Origin of the sequence: Streptomyces sp. CB02959, assembly GCF_002803155.1 — a bacterium.
Classification (GTDB): Bacteria; Actinomycetota; Actinomycetes; order Streptomycetales; family Streptomycetaceae; genus Streptomyces.
On the sequence record NZ_NNBP01000033.1, the window covers coordinates 61,789 to 79,036 of the forward strand.

Consider the following 17,248-nt stretch of genomic DNA (forward strand, 5'->3'; position numbering starts at 1 on the left):
CGGTGCCGCCGATGAGGTGGACGTCATGACCGTCATCTCCGTTCCCACGGACTTCAACGCCGAGGATCTCTACGTCGACCTGCGGCCGATCGTGGGGCATGCGCTGTTTCTCAAGTGCGAGGGCTTCAACTTCGCCGGTTCGATCAAGCTGAAGGCGGCGACCGAGATGGTGGCGGCCGCCGAGTGGAACGGCATCCTCAAACCGGGATCCGTCCTGGTCGAGTCCTCGTCCGGGAACCTGGGCGTGGCCCTGAGCATCCTCGCCGCCAGCAAGGGCTACGGCTTCCTGTGCGTGACCGATGCCCGCTGCAACCTCTCCGCGCGGCGGTTCATGGAGGCGATGGGAGGCCAGGTGCACATCATCGCCGAACCGGCCGCCGAGGGCGGCCTGCTCGGCGCACGGATCGCCCACGTCAGGGCGCTGTGCGCCGCCGACGACCGGTACGTGTGGCTCAACCAGTACACCAACGGGGACAATTGGAAGGCCCACTACCGCACCACCGCACCGGCCATCGCCCGCCGCTTCCCACGGCTTGACGTGCTGTTCGTCGGGGCGGGCACCACCGGGACCCTGATGGGCTGCGCCCGCTACTTCCGGGAGTTGCACCGGCAGGTGCGGGTCGTGGCGGTGGACAGCGTCGGCTCGGTGACCTTCGGCGGCGAACCGGGCCGACGGATGATCCCCGGGCTGGGGACGAGCGTGCGCCCGGCGTTGCTGGACGAGTCCTACGTCGACGATCTGGTCTTCGTCGAGGAGGCGGACACCGTCCGGGCCTGCCACCGCCTGGCCAGGCGCGGATTCCTCTTCGGCGGGTCCACCGGCACCGTCGTCAGCGGTGCCGTGAAGTGGCTGGCCCGGCACGAGGGCCAGGACCTCACCGCGGTCGCCATCGCCCCGGACCTCGGCGAGCGCTACCTGGACACCATTTACCAGACCAACTGGCTGCACGCCCTGTACGGCGAGGACGTGCTCGATCCCGACGAACTCGCGGCCGATCTCAGATCGGTCTGAGATCCGCCGGAGACCGTTCCGAGGGCCACCGGCGGGCACCCCGCCACCGGCGTGGATCCACCCGGGCTCCACCCCTGAGTGGATCCACTCCACCCGGCCCCGGTGCGAGGCTGAGGTCGCACGACCCCGTGTCGGGGTACGGGGTCCGGGAACGGCCGGGAGGTGCTGTGATGCAGCACGCCGTGAACACCGCACTCGTCGTCACACTGTGGGCCTGGGCGGCGGCCGAGGTCCTGCTCCAGGTACGGCAGCGGACCCGCAGCGAGCGGACCGAGCGGACCGAGCGGCTCAGCCTCCTGCTCTTCGTGGTGCTGATCGGTGGCGGGATCGCGCTGGCGGCGCCCATCCGGCACGCGGTGCCCGCCCTGTCGTATTCCACCCAGTCGCCGGCCGTGCGGTCGGCGGTGCTGGCCGTGGCCTGGGCCGGGACAGCGCTCCGACTGTGGGCCATCGTCACGCTGGGCCGCTTCTTCCGCGGCACGGTGCACATCCAGCACGGTCACCGGGTCGTCGCCTCGGGGCCGTACCGGTACGTGCGGCACCCCGCCTACACCGGCTTCCTGCTCGCCGCGGCGGACCTCGCACTGCTCCTGGACAACGCCGCGTCCTGGCTGGTGCTCACCGTCTGCTGCCTGCTCGCGGTGGGCTACCGGATACACGTCGAGGAGCGGATGCTGCTCGACGCCCTGGGCGAGGAGTACCAGGCGTACGCGGCCCGGACCCGCAGGCTCGTACCGGGCGTGTGGTGATGCCCGGCATCGTCGGCCCCGGGGCCCGACGTCCTCCGGACCGCACTCCTCTGACCGCCGTCCTCGGACGTCACCCTTCGGAGTCCTCGAGGAACTCCGCGACACGGAAGAGGGCGGGCAGCGCAGCCCGCACGGCTGCGCGATCGGCCTCCTCCAACGACTCCAGGGCGGCGTCCAGTCGGCTCTCGTGGGCGCGGGTCCAGGCGTCGAGCTGACTTCGGCCCGCGCCGGTCAGGGTGACGACGGAGACGCGGCGGTCCGCGGGGTCGACGGCACGGGCGACCAACCCGGCCTGGATCATCTGCCCGACCAGGCCGCTGACCGTACTGGCCGCCAGCCGCTGGCGGGCGGCCAGGTCCCCGATCCTGGCGGGCGAGTGCTCGGCGAGCACCTGGAGGAGTTCGACCTGGGCCATGGGCAGCGTCTCCCACGGGTAATCGGTGCGGATCGACGCACGCAGGGCACGCCGCAGGCGTGTGACGGCCTCGGTCAGCAGACGGGAATCCGTGGCGTTCCCCGTCCGGTGCGCGGGGAGGCGGGAGCGGGACTGCGGAGGCATGCAGGCACTTTACCCGCGCTGTGCACGGGCCATCCTGGGAGAAATTTCGGTGTCCGATGTAATCTCGGGCCCGTCCCTCCCGGCAGACGGCCGGGTCCGCCCGTGAGAACGGTCGACCGTATGAACCTGGCGTATCTGCCGAGCCCCTCGCAGGGGGTCTGGCACCTGGGCCCCGTGCCCATCCGCGCGTATGCACTGTGCATCATCCTCGGCATCTTCGTGGCGGTGTGGCTGTCACAGCGCCGGTGGGCGGCGCGGGGCCGGGATCCGCAGGAGATCGCCGACATCGCGATGTGGGCGGTGCCGTTCGGTCTGCTCGGCGGCCGGCTCTACCACGTGATCACCGATCCGGAGCTGTACTTCGCACCGGGCAAGCGCCCCATCGAGGCGCTCTATGTGTGGAACGGCGGGCTCGGCATCCCCGGCGCGGTCGCCCTCGGCGCGTTCGGTGCCTGGCTCGGCTGCCGTCGGCGCGGCATCAAACTGGCCGACTTCGCGGACGCGGTCGCCCCCGGCCTGGTCCTGGCCCAGGGAATCGGCCGCTGGGGCAACTACTTCAATCAGGAGCTCTACGGCGCCCCGACCAGCCTGCCGTGGAAGCTGCTGATCGACCCCGCGCACCGGCCCCCGGACAGCCCCACCGTCGCCTTCTACCACCCCACGTTCCTCTACGAATCCCTGTGGGACGTCGGCGTCATGGCCCTGCTGCTCTGGCTCGACCGGCGTCACCGGCTCCCGCGCGGCCGACTGTTCGCCATCTACGTCCTGGCCTACGCGGCGGGCCGCGTCTGGATCGAAGCGCTCCGCATCGACCATGCCAACCACTTCCTGGGCCTGCGCCTGAACGACTGGGTCTCGGTGGCCCTGATCGTCTCGTCGTTCGCCTACCTCGTCGCCACCCAGCGCCGGACCGCTCCGCCGGACACCGAACCGGGCGACGACGCGACCGCGAAGGACGGAACCGCCAAGGACCTCCGGGACGCGTAGCGGCAGGCCCCGCCGCCATCCCTCGGCGGCGGGGCGCAGACGTCCGAATCAAGGCGTAGGTTCACCCCAATCCTGGGAAGCAGAGCTGTTCAAGCCGAGATTCCCGTGCTGGCATGCGCTCGTCATCCCACTCCTGGTGTGCCCGCGCCGCGGGTCCAGGACGACCGGAAGGAAGAGCCCATGCTCAGCACGCTCAGTGCTGGTACCGCTGTGGCAGCCTTGCTCCTCGGATCGGCATCCCCCACCACGCCAGCGCGGTTCGGCGACGACCCGCCCACCGGAAAGATCACCATCACCGTCGCCACGGTCAACGGATCCGGGTGCAGACCCGGCAGCGCCGCGGTGGCCGTCGCCCCCGACAACACCGCGTTCACCGTCACCTACAGCGAATACCTCGCCCAGGTGGGCGGCAGCAGCAAACCGACCGACGCCCGCAAGAACTGCCAGATCGCCCTCAACGTGCACGTCCCGCAGGGCTTCACCTACGCCGTCGCGCGGGCCGACTACCGCGGTTACGCCTCGCTGTCCCCCGGCGCCAAGGGCCTGGAGCAGGCGAACTACTACTTCCAGGGCCAGCCGGAGACGGCCCGCAAGAGCCACACCTTCGCGGGCCCCTACGACACCAACTGGCAGACCTCGGACGAGACCGACGTCGACCAGCTCGTCTACGCGCCCTGCGGCGAGGAACGCTACTTCAACATCAACACCGAAATGCGGGTGGACGGCACGTCGGCGGACCCCAAGTCCACCAGTTTCATGGCCATGGACTCCACCGACGGCAGCATCAACACCCTGTACCAGTTCGCCTGGAAGCAGTGCCCCGCGCGTAGGTAGTCGGCAGCGGCCGGCCCGGAGACCGGTCCGGGGCCCGTACGCCGGTGCGTACGGGCCCCGCGTCAAGTCCCTTCGGTGCGTGCGCCGTTCACGCAGTCGTCGCGCGTTCGGCGACCGCCGTGGCCGCCAGGCGGCGCTCCGCGAGTTCGGTCAGGAGCGCCGCCTGGCGGTGGAGCACCCGGTCGTCGAAGACGGCGCGCGGCGAGTGGTTCATCGGGGCGTGCTGCCAGTCACTTCCCTCCGGGGCGGCGCCCACCAGCAGCATCGCTCCGGGGACGCGCTGCAGGACGTATGCGAAGTCCTCGGAACCGTTGGTGGGTATCGGGGACTCCCACACCTCCTGCGGCGGGAGCACGTCGCGGGCGGTGGCCAGGGCGAAGGCGGTCTCGTCCGCGTCGTTGACGGTGACCGGATAGTGCCTGGCGTAGTCGGCCTCCGCTTCCAGGCCGTGCGCGTCCGCGATCGAGCGCACCAGACGGGGCAGTCCCGCGGCGAGCTGTTCCCGGGCGCGTTCCGAATAGCTGCGCACGGTGGCCCGGAACTCGGCGGTGTCGGGGATGACGTTGGCCTGGGTGCCGGCGTGGAAGGTGCCGACGGTGACGACGACCGGGTCGAAGATGTCGAAGGTGCGGGTCACCCAGCTCTGCAGGGCGGTGACCATCTCGCAGGCCACCGGGACGGGGTCCTTGGCGGTGGCCGGCGTCGAGCCGTGACCGCCCTTGCCGCGCACCGTCACCGTCAGCAGGTCGGAGGCGGAGGTGATGGTGCCGGAGCGGGTGACGACCACTCCCCCGGGCACCTGGTTGGCCGCCACATGCAGCGCGTACGCCGCGTCGAGCGGCTTGCCCGCCGCGTCCAGCACGCCTTCCGTGATCATCGTGCCGGCGCCGTTGTGCCCCTCCTCGCCCGGTTGGAACATGAACACCACGTCGCCGTGCAGGTGCTCCCGGCGTTCGGCCAACAGCCGGGCCGCGCCGACCAGTCCGGCGGTGTGCAGGTCGTGTCCGCAGGCGTGCATCCGGCCGGGGACCTCGGAGGCGTAGGCCACACCGCTGTCCTCGGTGACCGGCAGGGCGTCCATGTCGCCCCGCAGCAGCACCGCACCGCCGGGTCGGCCGCCCCGGAGGACGGCGGTCACCGAAGTGAGTCCCGTGCCGAGGGTGATCTCCAACGGCAGCCCGTCGAGCGCCGCGAGCACCTTCTCCTGTGTGCGCGGCAGCGCCAGGCCCAACTCCGGCTCCCGGTGCAGCGACCGGCGCAGCCGCTCCAGCTCGGGCTGCAGTTCCTTGGCGCGTTCCACTGCCGACATGCCGAATCCCACTCCTGTCGCTCGGGGGTTGCCTGGTACGGTCCGCCCGTACCGAGTCCAGACTGAAGGATGAGCCGACCGGTGGGCCGAATCCGCCGGAAAAACGCAAGGAGGCGTTCTTGGCGCAGGATTCCGGGCCACCGCCCCGGTCCCTGGATCATGTCGATCAGGCCCTGGTGCACGCCCTGCAGATCGCCCCGCGGGCCAGTTGGACCCGGATCGGTGCCGCGCTCGGCCTGGACGCGGTGACGGTGGCCAGGCGCTGGCACCGGCTGACCGAGGCCGGTGCCGCCTGGATCAGTTGTCACCCCGCCCCGGTGCTGGCCGCGTCGGGCCAGGGGTGTCTGGCCTTCGTCGAGGTCGACTGCGCGCCCGGCCGGCTGCGCGGGGTCGCCCGGGCGCTGGCCGCCGCACCGCACGTCGCGGCGCTCTCCCACGTCACCGGGGACCACGACCTGCAGTTGAACGTCATGGCCCGGGATCCGGCCGCGCTGTCCCGCTGGATGACGCACGACCTCGCCGCGCTGGACGGCATCCTGGCCGTCCGTACGCATCTGGCGGGTCCGGTCCACACCGAGGGCAGCCGGTGGCGTCTGCGGGCCCTCGACCGGAGTCAGATCGCCCGGCTCGCCGCGGCCGCGCCCCGTACCAGTCCCGACACCCCGGCCTTCACCCTCGACGAGCTGGACCAACGTCTGGTCACCGCGTTGTCCGTGGACGGCCGGGCCACCTACCGGGCGCTGGCCGAGCAGTGCGGCGCCGGTCCCGACACCGTGCGCCGTCACGTCGGCCGGCTCTTCGCCGCGGACATGCTGCACGCCCGGTGCGAGGTCGCCCGCCCGCTGTCGGAGTGGCCGGTCACGGTGAGCCTGTGGGGCCATGTCCCGGCCGCCCGGCTGCGCGAGGTGACACGCCGGGTCACCGGGATGCGCGAGGTCCGCCTGTGCGCCAGCGTCATCAGCCGCCACAACCTGCACCTGGTCGCCTGGGTGCGCTCCCTCGACGACGCCCAGCGCTTCGAGGTCCGCCTCGCCGAACGGGCCCCGGACCTGACCGTCACCGAACGCGCGGTCGCTCTCTGGCCCATGAAGCACGGCGGCCAGCTGCTCGACGAGGAGGGCTACCGGATCGGGGCGACACCGCTGGCACTCTGGGCGGAGCCCACGGGCCGGGCGGCCACCGGGCGCGGCTGACGCACCGCCGGGCCCGGTCCACGGGTTGATCCCGTCGAACCGGGCCCTGGCCCTGGTGCCCATCGCTTCCAGGCCGCCCCCGCCGACCGCCGGAGGAGGCCCGCGCGCCCTCAGGAGGTGAAGTGCCCCCGCAGCAGGTCGATGATGGCCGGGGCCTCGGAGCTGAGGAAGAAGTGCCCGCCCGGATAGACCTTGAGGTCGAAGTCCCCGGTGGTGTGGCCGCGCCACGCCTCGGCCTCGTCCAGGGAGGTCTTGGGGTCGCGGTCGCCGGTGAGGACGGTCAGCGGGGCCCGGACGGTGATGTCGGGCGCGCAGCGGTAGGTCTCGATGGCCCGGTAGTCGCTGCGGATGGCGGGCAGGATCATCCGCAGGATCTCCTCGTCGCCGAGCAGCGCGTCGTCGGTCCCGGCGAGCTGCTTCAGTTCCTGCACGAGGCCGTCGTCGGACCGCCGGTGGACGGACTCGGCACGGAGCCGGGAGGGGGCACGGCGGCCGGAGGCGAAGAGGCGGGTCAGCTCACCGCCGTCGGCCTCGAAGCGCCGGGCCACCTCGAAGGCCAGGGTCGCGCCCATGCTGTGTCCGAAGAAGGTGCTCGGCCGCCCGTCGAGGAGGAGGGGGCGCAGCGCGTCGTAGACCTGGTCGGCCAAGGTGCCGAGGTCATCGATGCCGGCTTCCTTGTGCCGGTCCTGGCGCCCGGGGTACTGGAGCGCGAACACCTCGGCCACCGAGGAGAGTTGCGCGGACACGGGGTGGTAGAAGGAGGCTGAGCCGCCCGCGTGCGGGAAACAGAAGAGCTGGGCCGGGGCTGCCGGTGCCCGGTGGAAGCACCGGGCCCACAGGCTCTCCTCGGTGGACGTCGTCATGGGGGGACCTCCTAGGGGCGAACAAAGTGGCACACTTCGCCGGGCAGCAGTAGCCGGACGCCTCGACCGCGGAGCTGCCGTGGCGCCCTGTGCACGCCGCCACTACCGGTCGAACGCGTGGTCACACCGTAACTCCGCGGCTCGCGAAGGGCTTTCCGAGCCGCGGAAGTCATTGCACATGATCGCACTGTGGGTGATTCCGTAGTTCTTTGGGTTTCTTCGGAAGAGACCGGGAAACCCCTCCCGGTGGCCGGAATCCGGCGTCCGGCCGCCTGAGCCCGCCGGCACACCACGCCCACCTTCCTCCTCTTTGCCCGCCACTTACCAGCAGCCGCCCCACTGTCAACTCACCACACACGCCAACCACGTTCGGATGAACCCTGCCGGCTTCTCCTTACGCCACGGGGCGAAATAGGTCATACAGAACTGTGCATATCCACGAGGAACATGTCAGCGAGCCCGGCATGGTCGTCATCGACGTCACCGCCGCGGACGAAGCCACCGCCACCCTTGCCGCGGCCGAGCTGGGGCGCCTGTGGCGTTCCAGCGGCCCCTCCGCACCCTGGCACACACCGGGTCGGCCCGGCGTTTCCGTCCGCGCCTATCTGGATCTGCGGCACCGCCCCGTGGCGGTGACCGACGAGGTGCATCCGCTGCCCGCGTCGCGGCGGCGGGACCGGGCCCACGGCAAGTAGGACCTTCTCACCACCGCGGCACGGCCGAGCAGGACCGCCACCACCGCGGCCACGAGGTTGACGGAAGACTCCACGCCCGGCCGACGAGGGCGCTCCATCGACGACACGACTCCGGTGCCCCGCACCGTCGGGTCGTCGTCCGCACACCGACGCCCACCGGCCGGAAGGTGTCCGGGCATTTCCGGGAAATATGCCGTACCGATCCCTCACCACGGGCACCATGATGCCCATGACAACAGAGGACTTCGGCGCCCCAGGCAGCACCGCCGACACCGATCAGCCCCACTCCCCCGCGCACCCGGCTCCGCCCGTCGCGGCGCGCGCCCTGTGGACGCGGCCTTGGGCCGTCGGCCTGGCCGGCCTGGTAATCGGCGCCGCGGCGGTGGGGGTCGCCTGGCTGAGCCTCGCGGACGGCGCGAGCAGTCCGGCGGGCGGCGGGCCGGGCCGGACCTCGACCGCCGAACTGCCCCTCCCCACCACGTTGGGGAAGTTCGTGGGGTTCCAGGAGGCGGTGCGCCGCTCCGCCGGCCGCGGTGCGGGCCAGGCATCGCAGCGGACCGTCAAGTCCGATGAGGAGAGCACGAAGTCGCTGTCCGCCGCGTACGGTGGGACCGCGGCCGCCGTCCGCACCTACGCGCAGGCCGATCTGACCACCACCATCGTGGTCACCGCGGTCCGCGGCTGGACCCCCGCGCCGTTCGCCGTCTACGAGGACCCGTCGGCCCTCGGCGTGGTCAGACCCCTGCACGAGGTCCGCGCAGTGGGCGAGGTCTCCTGCGCGATAGTCAACCAGGTGACGCCGACGGGCCAGACACCCCGACCGGATTCGGTGAACGTCGACTACTGCCAGCGCACCCGGGACGGCCTGACCGTCACGGTCCGCAACGTCAGCGGGGACCTCCGCAACAGCCCCGAGCAGATCGCGGCCCTGGTCGACGACGTCTGGTCCGACCTGGCCTGACCCCGAACAGTCGGTCTCCCCGGTTCGCCCCGCTCACGCGCTCGCACCGACGCCGCCCGCGCCACCGCCTTCGAACCCCTCGCGAAAGGCGCACACCCGCCGCGGGCACCACTGAGGCGTCCGCCGTGCCGAACCGGGGACCTGAAGTACCCCTCACCAACCCCCCTCTCTCCAAAGGCCGTTACATGTCCATCGCACGCAGATCCCTCCTGACCGGTTCGACCGCGGCCGCGGCCGCCACCGCACTCGGCGCCGCCGGGAACGCCGAGGCCGCCGACCACCCCCGGTCCGCGGCGCCGCACCCCTTGCTCCAGCGCACACCGGGCCGCCTGGGCGTGCCCGGCGTGACCGGGCTGCACCTCCAGTTCGGCGCCGACCCCGCCACGGAGATGACCGTCTCCTGGATCAGCCCGCGGTCCGTACGCCGTCCGCAGGTGCGCCTGGGCTCCCCGGACGGGGGGACCGGGCAGCTCGTCGAGGCCGAGACCCGTACCTACCGTGACGGCCTCTCCGGCGAGGAGGTGTACGTACACCATGCCCGCCTCACCGGGCTGCGGCCCGACACCACGTACCTCTACACGGCCGGGCACGACAGTGCGGCGCCGGAGAGCGGGGCGTTCACCACGGCGCCGCGCGGCCGGACCGCGTTCACCTTCACCAGCTTCGGCGATCAGGGCGCACCCAACCTCCGCCGGATCGTCAAGTGGCCTGCGGGCGGGGACCCTTCGCCCGCAGGACGCTACCCGCTCTACACCAGCAGCCAGGCCGGCACACCGGCCTCCGCCGACATCGTGGCCGCGGTGGAGCGGGTCGATCCCCTGTTCAACCTGGTCAACGGCGACCTGTGCTACGCCTCCGCGGCCGGCGTCGTCGGGCAGAACCGCGTGGCGACCTGGGCCGACTGGTTCATCAGCAACAGCCGTTCGACGCGACTGCGCCCATGGATGCCCTGCCTGGGCAACGGCGAGAACGAGAAGGGCAACGGCCCGTTGGGGATGAGCGGCTACCAGACGTACTACACGCTGCCCGGCTCGACGGCCGACGCCGATCCCGAGACCCGGGGGTTGTGGTACGCCTTCACCGTCGGCGCGGTCCGCTTCATCAGCCTGGCCAACGACGACGTGGCGATCCAGGACACCGGCGACACCTATGTGAACGGCTTCTCCGGTGGTGCTCAACGCCGTTGGTTGGAGCGTGAGTTGAAGGCGGCTCGGGCGCACGACGGGATCGACTGGATCGTGGTCTTCATGCACCACCCGATGATCTCCAGCAGTCGCAGTGGCAGCGGCAGCGACCTCGGCATCCGCGCGGCCTGGGGACCGCTCTTCGACGCGTACGGGGTCGATCTGGTGCTCTGCGGGCACGAGCACTACTACGAGCGGTCACTGCCGGTCCGCGGTGCGCTGCCCAACGACGCCCGCACCCCGATCCCGGTCTCGACCCGTACCGATGTCGCCGACACCGGCAAGGGCACCGTCCACATGATCATCGGTGGTGGCGGCAACTTCGCCACCAACCAGGACAACCTGTTCGACGAGCCCAAGGGGCGCGTCGTCGTCGATCTGAGCAAGGAGACCGAGGGCCGCCACCGCAAGGCCGTCTTCGTCACCGAGGACGCCCCGTGGCGCGCCTTCCAGGACCGCGTCCACACCCACGGCTTCGCCGCCTTCGACGTCGATCCGGGCGACCCCCGCACCGGCCGCACCCGCATACATGTCACCTACTACACCTTCGACGGCCCCTACGGCGACCTGACTCCGGTGGACACTTTCACTTTGGAACGGCCGCGCAAGGCCCGGCGCTGAGAGGCGGGGCGGAGGACGGCGGTCGGAGGGCGGAACGGGCATGGTCCCGGGCCGCCCTGCGGCGGCGTCACCCGTGGAACGGCCGCCAGCCCTCCACCACCGGAGACTGCGGATCGTCCCACTGCAGGCACCCCTCCACGACGCCGGGCGCCGCCCGGTCCGCGCCCCGCGGTGCGTACAGCGCGTCCGCGACCTCGGTCAGATAGGCGGCGAACGACGGCCAGGCACCGGGACTGGGAGCCTCGGCCTCCGCGTACCATCCGAGCGTGCCGTGCGCCGCCCCTGGAGTGCAGTCCGCGAACAGCCCGTAGAACCCGTCCGGGTCGGACGCGACGAACGCCACGTACCGCTGCTCGGGAGCGTCCTCGTGGGCGCACCCGGCCGGCCCGCCGACCCAGTACGGCAGGCGCCCCACCGGACCGATCCCGCCCTCCGGCAGCAGGTAGCCGCTGGGGTCGCGCTCGGGATCCCACTGGTCCGGCGGGATCGGCAGGGGGCCGTCCCAGGTCGGCCATGCGAAGTCCGCATCCGGGCCGGTGCCGTTGTGGAGCGCGTAGAACGCCCGGAGGTCGGCGGGGAGTTCCACATCGAGCTCCCGCTCGACGGCCTGGATCTCCTCCTCGGCGGCGGGCGCCGGCAGCCGGCGGTGGCTCCGCGGGGCGTGCGCCTCCAGCCATGCCTCGATCCGGCCCCAGGCGTCCCGGGTCTGCCGGGCGCGTATCTGATCATCAGTCATGCGGGCACCCTAACCAGCGGCGCTGGCAGTACGGGCCGGACGTGCGGGGCGGGGTGGCCCCGGGTCACTTCCCGCTCTGGGCGGCCGTCGCTTCCGGGTCCGGTTCGCCGTGCGGGGTGAGCAGGCGGGTGCGGAAGAGGTCCAGTACGCCGTCCAGTGCCGCTCGGGTCGGCTGGCCAGGTTCGTCGATGAGGTGGTCGGTGAGTACGGAGTGCGGCGCCGTCGCGGCCTGTGGGTTCGCCGCCGAGTCCGGTAGTTCGACGGCGACGAAGGCGTCGCCCAGTTCGCGGCGGAGGAAGGCGAACCGGTCGTCCGGCACCAGCCGGTCGCTGCGGAACCTCAGCCCCATCACCTGGAGGCCCTCGCGCTCGCAGCGGCCCCGCACGGTGGCGAGGTCCTGGGCCGAGATGTCGATGTTGGCGGCCCGGCTCCTGGTGAGGGGAAACGGCAGCGACGGCTGGGACAGCACGGGTGCCAGCAGCCGGTCGTCGACCGCCATGGCCAGGGCGAAACCGCCGGTCAGGCACATGCCGACGGCCCCCACACCGGGCCCTCCGCAGCGCTCGTGTTCGTGCGCTGCCAGGGCCCGCAGCCAGGTCACCACGGGTGAGGACTGGCCGGTGGCCAGCACCGTGAACTCCCGGCTCACACAGACCTTCCGGATCGACGCGGCGACGTAGCGTCCGGCCTCCAGCCGCCCGATGTTGGCCGGGTCGCCATCGCGACCGGGGGTGCCGAAGAGCACCGGGAGCACGGCGGTGCAGCCGATGGCGGCCACCCGTTCCGCGAATGCCAGGACCTTCGGCGTGATGCCGGGAATCTCCGCGATCACGATCACCGCGGGCCCGCTGCCACGCCGGAGGATGCGGTGCGTGACGCTGCCGTGCGTGAAGGTTTCCCGGTCGAACCCGGTCAGGTCATGGTCTGCCATGGAACTCCACCGTTGCGATCGATGACGGCTCGGGACTGGTCGGACGGTGCCGTCGGGCCGAGGGCGCCCCGCCCCGGTCGGGTGCCCTTCGCCGCGATATTACCCACCGGTCACCGCGGGCGACCACCGGTCTGGAGGCCGCCGCGGCGGGGAGCACGGAACGCGGCGGCCCGCGGTGCCATGCCGCCTGTTCAAGACCGCGCGGCCTCGGCGGGCACCTCGCCCGGCTGGCCCCCGGCGTTGCCCAACTCCCAGCCGCGGAACGAGCAGTACACGATCAGGACGCCTCCGCAGACGATCGCCCAGTCGGCGAAGTTCATCACGCTGAAGCCCCGGACCGCGAGGAAGTCCACGACCGCGCCCCGCAGGCCGCCGGGGGCGCGGAAGAGACGGTCCGTCAGATTGCCGAGGGCACCACCGAGCAGCAGGCCGAGCGCGATCGCCCACGGGACGCTGTAGAGCCTGCTCGCCAGACGCACGATCGCCACGGCGACCGCCACCGCGATGAGCGTGAACACGAGGGTCATCGCCCCACCCAAGCCGAAGGCGGCGCCGGAGTTGCGCATCACGCGCAGTTCCAGCCAGGTGCCGAGCACCGGAACGGGCGCGTGGAACTCCAACTTCTCGACCACGAACACCTTGCTGCACAGGTCGAGCGTGTAGGCGAGGCCCGCGACCGCCAGGAGGAGGGGGATACGTCGCCTGCCCTTCACCGACGCTCCCGCGTCCGCCCGTTCGGCGTCGTCCACCCGCTTCGTATCCGTCAAGTTCCCTCACCCCGAAGTCCGTTGCCAGTGGGTCTCCCCCACTTGAGTGGCAGTCCACCTTAAGCACGGTCGCCTCCGAAGGCGGCCCGGACGTCGCGTGGCCCCGCATCACACCGCGGACGCCGAGCGCGCACGTTCCTCCGGCCGCCGGGAAGCGGCCGGAGGGGCGTGGTGCGGAGCGCCCCGGTCGAACGTCGGGGCGCGTCTCACGCCGTGCGGGCGCGGCGGGTCACAAGAAAATTCTCTGCCATATACAAGCAAACGACGCATCACATAGGGTCCGCGGACGGGCCCAGGCACACGGATGCCGACGTCCGGGGAACCGACGAAGTGAGGGGAAGCCGCTCGTGTCCGGTGAGTGCCTGTTTCGCGGTGTCGGCATCGGCATGGTGCGCGCCCCGGTTCTGCCGATGTGGCGCGCGGGGGACGTACGGACCGACCTCGGCGGCGGTCGCGACGAGGCCGCCGACCTGGCCGAATCCTTACGCACCCTGGCGGCCGATCCGTTGGTGCGGGAGGCCGTCGCGGTGTCCAGTCCGTCGCTGGCCGAGGTGGTGCAGCGCGCCCTGGACGGTTCGCCGGACGTGAGCTTGGCCAAACTCCGGCGTTCGGTACGGGCGTTGGCGTCCTACCGGCTGCGGATGAGCACCCGCGCCACACCGTTCGGGCTGATGGCGGGGGTCGCGCCGGTGCGGTGCGCCACGGACGGGACCCCGGCGAAGGTGCGCTGGGGCGGCGGGCACGGCCGCGGGGTCCGGCCGGACCGGGAGTGGCTGACCGGACTCGTCGCGGACTGGGAACGGCGTCCGGGCGTACTGCGCCGACTGCGTGTCGTGGTCAACGCCCTGTGCAGCGAGCGCGGCAGCCGACTGGTGCTGCCGTACGTGCCGCAGTCCGCACGGCCGGACGGGCCCGAGGGCGCCGCCGGGGACGACGCCGGCGGCCGGCACACGGTCCAGGAGGTGAGCGTGCGGAACACCGTGGTGGTGCAGGCGGTGCGGGAGCTCGCGCACCGCCCGGTGCGCGGTGCGGAGTTGGCCCGCGCACTGCGGGAGCGGTTCCCCGGCGCCACCGAGGACACGGTGTACGGGGCGCTGGGCGAACTGGTCACCAAGGAGATCCTGCTGACCGAGGCACGCCCGCCCCTGGAGGCCGTCGACCCGCTGCGGCACGTCCTGCGGACCTGTGCGGACGTGCCGGGTGAGCACCTTCCTGAACTGGTGGAACTCCGGCTTATCCAGGAGGAGTTGTCCTCCTACGCGAGCTTGGAGGTCGGAGCCGGGAGTGCCGCGTTGCGGCGGGTCGGCGACCGGATGCGGAGGCTGCACGACCGGCCGTCCCCGCTCCATGTGGATCTCACGCTGGACGTCGAGGTGCGGCTGCCGGCCGCGGTGGCCGAGGAGGCCGCGCGGGCGGCGGAGTTGTTGTGGCGGTTGGGCCCGCGGGAGTCCGAGCCCGGTCATCTGCGCGAGTACCGCGAGGCGTTCGTGGAGCGCTACGGGACCGATCGGGCCGTCCCGGTGGCGGAGGTGCTCGACCCGGACGTGGGACTGGGCGCACCAGCCGGCTACCGGCGACCGGCCAGTCCCCGAAGGGTCGCGGCGGCCGAGGGCGATCCGGAACGGGACCGGGTCCTGGCCGAGCTGGCCCAGCAGGCCCTGTTGGCGGGCGCTCCGGAGGTGGTGCTGACGGCCGACCACCCCGCGGTGCGCCGCCTGGCCCACGAAGGCGGTCGGCCGCCGGCGTCGTTGGAAGTCAACGCGCAGCTGCTCGCGGCGTCCGGCGAGGCCCTGTCCGACGCGGACTTCGGCCTGGTGCTGGTGGGCGGTTCCGGGCAGGCGGGGGCCATGCTCGGCCGGTTCGGCTACCTCCTCGACGACCGGGCGGGCGCCGAACTGGCCGCGTTGGTACAGGACGAGGCGCCGGACGGGCCGCTGCGCGCCCAAGTCGCGTTCCGGCCCGGGCCCGCCCGGATGGGCAACGTGGCACAGGTGCCGCAGTGGCTGGACCACCTCCTGCCGGTGGGCTGCTTCGCGGATCCGGGCGATCCCGGTGTGCTGGACCTGCGGCGGCTCGCCGTCCGCGCCGACCCGGACCGGCTGTACCTGGTGGACTCCGCAACGGGCCGACCGATCGACCCGGCCGTCTTCCACATCCTCAACCCGCAGTGGGACCTGCCCAACGCGGCGCGGTTCGCCTGCGAGCTCGCCGAGAGCGGGGTGCGCCGCTGGCGTGCCTGGGACTGGGGCGGGGCCGGGGTGCTGCCGTACCTGCCGCGGGTGCGCTTCGGGCGCACGGTGCTCGCACCGGCGCGGTGGCGGCCCGCCCCCGAACTGCGGGACGCCGGGCTGTCGTTCGCTCAGTGGTGGGACGCCTGCCGGCGGTGGCGGGAGGACTGGCGGGTGCCCGAGCGGGTCTGGGTGGGGCAGCGCGATCGGGGCGTCCAGCTCGATCTGTCACTGCCGGGGCATCCGGAGCTGCTCCGACACGAGCTGCTCCGGTCCGGCCAGGCCGAACTCCGGGAGGTGCCGGCCGACGCGGCCGGCCACCCGGACGGCTGGCTGCACGGACCGGACGGCGCCCACCACGCCGAGGTGGTCCTCCCCCTGCGGCGGTCCCAGGCTGCGGACCGGCCGGCCCCGGAGGCGCCCACAGCCCGACGGCACACTCCACCGCGCACCACGGCCGGGGTGCACCTGCCTGGCGGTGAGTGGCTCTACACCGCGTGGTACGCCCCGGCCGAGCGGCACGAGGAGTTGCTCGCCGTGCACCTCCCGGTGCTGCTGGACCAGCTGCCAGCGGAGGTGGACCGGTGGTTCTTCCTGCGCTACCGCGATGTGTACGGGGCGCACCTCAGGTTGCGGTTCCACGCCCCGCCCGACGTCTTGGCGGGCGAGTTGCTGCCACGCCTGCACGACACCACCGCAAGGCTGCGCGCCGGCGGGCTGCTCGGGCGGGTGGTCTGTGACACCTACGACCCGGAGTTGGAGCGGTACGGCGGGCCGGAGGCGATCGCGGCCGCCGAGCGGGTCTTCCACGCCGACAGCGTGACTGTGCTGGAGCACCTGCGCCGCAGGTACGCCCGGCAGGACGGCGTCGAACCGTTGCTGCTGGCCGCCGCGGGCTTCGCGGACCTGGCGCGCGCCTTCCACGACAGCGCCACGGCGGGCTCCGCACCGGGCCGGGGCCACCGTTCCGGCGCGGACTGGCTGTTGCGGTCGGTGCCCAAGGACGAGGAGGCGCACCGGGCCTTCCGCGAGCGCCGGCGGCACGTCCTGTCCCTGGTCGACCCGTACCGCGCCGACCCGGGACCGGCCGCCGCCGGGGACGTGCTGCGCACCGCGTGGGCCCGCCGAGGGCAGCAGGTGTCCGGCTACGGGCGTCTCCTGCGCACGCTGGGCGAGCGCTCCTGGAGCCACCCCGACCGGGTGCTGCGCGCGCTGCTCCACATGCACCACAACCGGTTGGTCGGCATCGACCGGGAGTCCGAGCGACTGGCCCACGCAGTGGCCCGCGAGGCGGCCCAGGCACACACCGACCGCAGGCGGCACGGCCGATGACCGGTGCCACGCCGGGCGGCGGCCGGACGACGATCGGGGCCCCGGCCGCCGCCCCGGAGCCCGCCGCGCTCCGCAGCCGGGCGGCCGCGGTCGTCGCGGACTGGGACCTCGCCCTGGCGCTGCGCCGACCGGCCTCCTCGGGACGGCCGTCCCCGCAATGGCGACGAACCTCGTCGTCGTACCGGCGCGGACCGGCCGGGAGCACCTGGTCCGTCCCGACGGCGCCCCGCCACAGGGGTACAAAGGGGTGCCGTTGACGAGCGGCGAACCAGGTGACAAGTAACCCG

General features: G+C 72.5%; 15 protein-coding genes. 9 read left to right on the forward strand and 6 right to left on the reverse strand.

Annotation, left to right across the window (positions count from 1 at the left end):
* Positions 1-25: 25 nt before the first annotated feature.
* Entirely contained in the window at positions 26-1,012 is a 987-nt protein-coding gene (gene sbnA, locus CG747_RS38405; protein ID WP_100606561.1) for a 2,3-diaminopropionate biosynthesis protein SbnA, read from the forward strand.
* A gap of 170 nt (positions 1,013-1,182) precedes the next feature.
* A complete protein-coding gene (locus CG747_RS38410) occupies positions 1,183-1,761 on the forward strand; it encodes an isoprenylcysteine carboxylmethyltransferase family protein (protein ID WP_100606523.1) in 579 nt (192 codons plus the stop codon).
* 70 nt (positions 1,762-1,831) lie between these two features.
* Here the strand turns inward: CG747_RS38410 and CG747_RS38415 are convergent, their stop codons facing one another.
* Positions 1,832-2,320: a MarR family winged helix-turn-helix transcriptional regulator gene (locus CG747_RS38415; RefSeq protein WP_100606524.1), complete on the reverse strand. Its 489-nt coding sequence runs from the start codon at positions 2,318-2,320 to the stop codon at positions 1,832-1,834.
* Between the two features lie 120 nt (positions 2,321-2,440).
* Here CG747_RS38415 and lgt point away from each other — a divergent pair, with 120 nt between their 5' ends.
* Positions 2,441-3,307, forward strand: coding sequence for a prolipoprotein diacylglyceryl transferase (gene lgt, locus CG747_RS38420; RefSeq protein WP_100606525.1), 867 nt, complete (start codon positions 2,441-2,443; stop codon positions 3,305-3,307).
* Between the two features lie 180 nt (positions 3,308-3,487).
* On the forward strand, positions 3,488-4,141 hold the full coding sequence (locus CG747_RS38425) for a DUF4360 domain-containing protein (protein WP_100606526.1): 654 nt from the start codon (positions 3,488-3,490) through the stop codon (positions 4,139-4,141).
* 88 nt (positions 4,142-4,229) lie between these two features.
* Here the strand turns inward: CG747_RS38425 and CG747_RS38430 are convergent, their stop codons facing one another.
* A complete protein-coding gene (locus CG747_RS38430; RefSeq protein WP_100606527.1) occupies positions 4,230-5,450 on the reverse strand; it encodes a M20 family metallopeptidase in 1,221 nt (406 codons plus the stop codon).
* Between the two features lie 119 nt (positions 5,451-5,569).
* On the opposite strand from CG747_RS38430, the gene CG747_RS38435 reads away from it, so the two are divergent.
* A complete protein-coding gene (locus CG747_RS38435; protein ID WP_100606528.1) occupies positions 5,570-6,643 on the forward strand; it encodes an Lrp/AsnC family transcriptional regulator in 1,074 nt (357 codons plus the stop codon).
* Positions 6,644-6,753: 110 nt separating this feature from the next.
* On the opposite strand, the gene CG747_RS38440 is transcribed toward CG747_RS38435, so the two are convergent.
* On the reverse strand, positions 6,754-7,506 hold the full coding sequence (locus CG747_RS38440) for a thioesterase II family protein (protein ID WP_100606529.1): 753 nt from the start codon (positions 7,504-7,506) through the stop codon (positions 6,754-6,756).
* A gap of 428 nt (positions 7,507-7,934) precedes the next feature.
* Between CG747_RS38440 and CG747_RS38445 the strand changes: the two genes are divergently transcribed.
* The 3 genes from CG747_RS38445 to CG747_RS38455 all read left to right on the forward strand — a co-directional run bounded on the left by CG747_RS38445 (position 7,935) and on the right by CG747_RS38455 (position 10,967).
* Positions 7,935-8,201: a DUF6207 family protein gene (locus CG747_RS38445; protein WP_257981010.1), complete on the forward strand. Its 267-nt coding sequence runs from the start codon at positions 7,935-7,937 to the stop codon at positions 8,199-8,201.
* Between the two features lie 229 nt (positions 8,202-8,430).
* On the forward strand, positions 8,431-9,162 hold the full coding sequence (locus tag CG747_RS38450; protein ID WP_146022229.1) for a hypothetical protein: 732 nt from the start codon (positions 8,431-8,433) through the stop codon (positions 9,160-9,162).
* A gap of 185 nt (positions 9,163-9,347) precedes the next feature.
* On the forward strand, positions 9,348-10,967 hold the full coding sequence (locus tag CG747_RS38455; RefSeq protein WP_100606532.1) for a metallophosphoesterase family protein: 1,620 nt from the start codon (positions 9,348-9,350) through the stop codon (positions 10,965-10,967).
* A gap of 67 nt (positions 10,968-11,034) precedes the next feature.
* On the opposite strand, the gene CG747_RS38460 is transcribed toward CG747_RS38455, so the two are convergent.
* The 3 genes from CG747_RS38460 to lspA form a co-directional block, all read right to left on the reverse strand.
* Positions 11,035-11,703 carry an SMI1/KNR4 family protein gene (locus CG747_RS38460; RefSeq protein ID WP_100606533.1) on the reverse strand — a complete coding sequence of 223 codons (669 nt, stop codon included), beginning with the start codon at positions 11,701-11,703 and terminating at the stop codon, positions 11,035-11,037.
* A 64-nt stretch (positions 11,704-11,767) separates the two neighbouring features.
* The gene (locus CG747_RS38465; RefSeq protein ID WP_100606534.1) at positions 11,768-12,634 is read right to left on the reverse strand and encodes a dienelactone hydrolase family protein; all 867 of its coding nucleotides are present in this window, start codon (positions 12,632-12,634) and stop codon (positions 11,768-11,770) included.
* A 191-nt stretch (positions 12,635-12,825) separates the two neighbouring features.
* The gene (gene lspA, locus CG747_RS38470) at positions 12,826-13,401 is read right to left on the reverse strand and encodes a signal peptidase II (protein ID WP_100606535.1); all 576 of its coding nucleotides are present in this window, start codon (positions 13,399-13,401) and stop codon (positions 12,826-12,828) included.
* A gap of 347 nt (positions 13,402-13,748) precedes the next feature.
* On the opposite strand from lspA, the gene CG747_RS38475 reads away from it, so the two are divergent.
* Positions 13,749-16,961 (forward strand): lantibiotic dehydratase, encoded by a 3,213-nt coding sequence (locus tag CG747_RS38475; RefSeq protein WP_100606536.1) that lies wholly within the window; start codon positions 13,749-13,751, stop codon positions 16,959-16,961.
* The last annotated feature ends 287 nt before the right edge of the window (positions 16,962-17,248 follow it).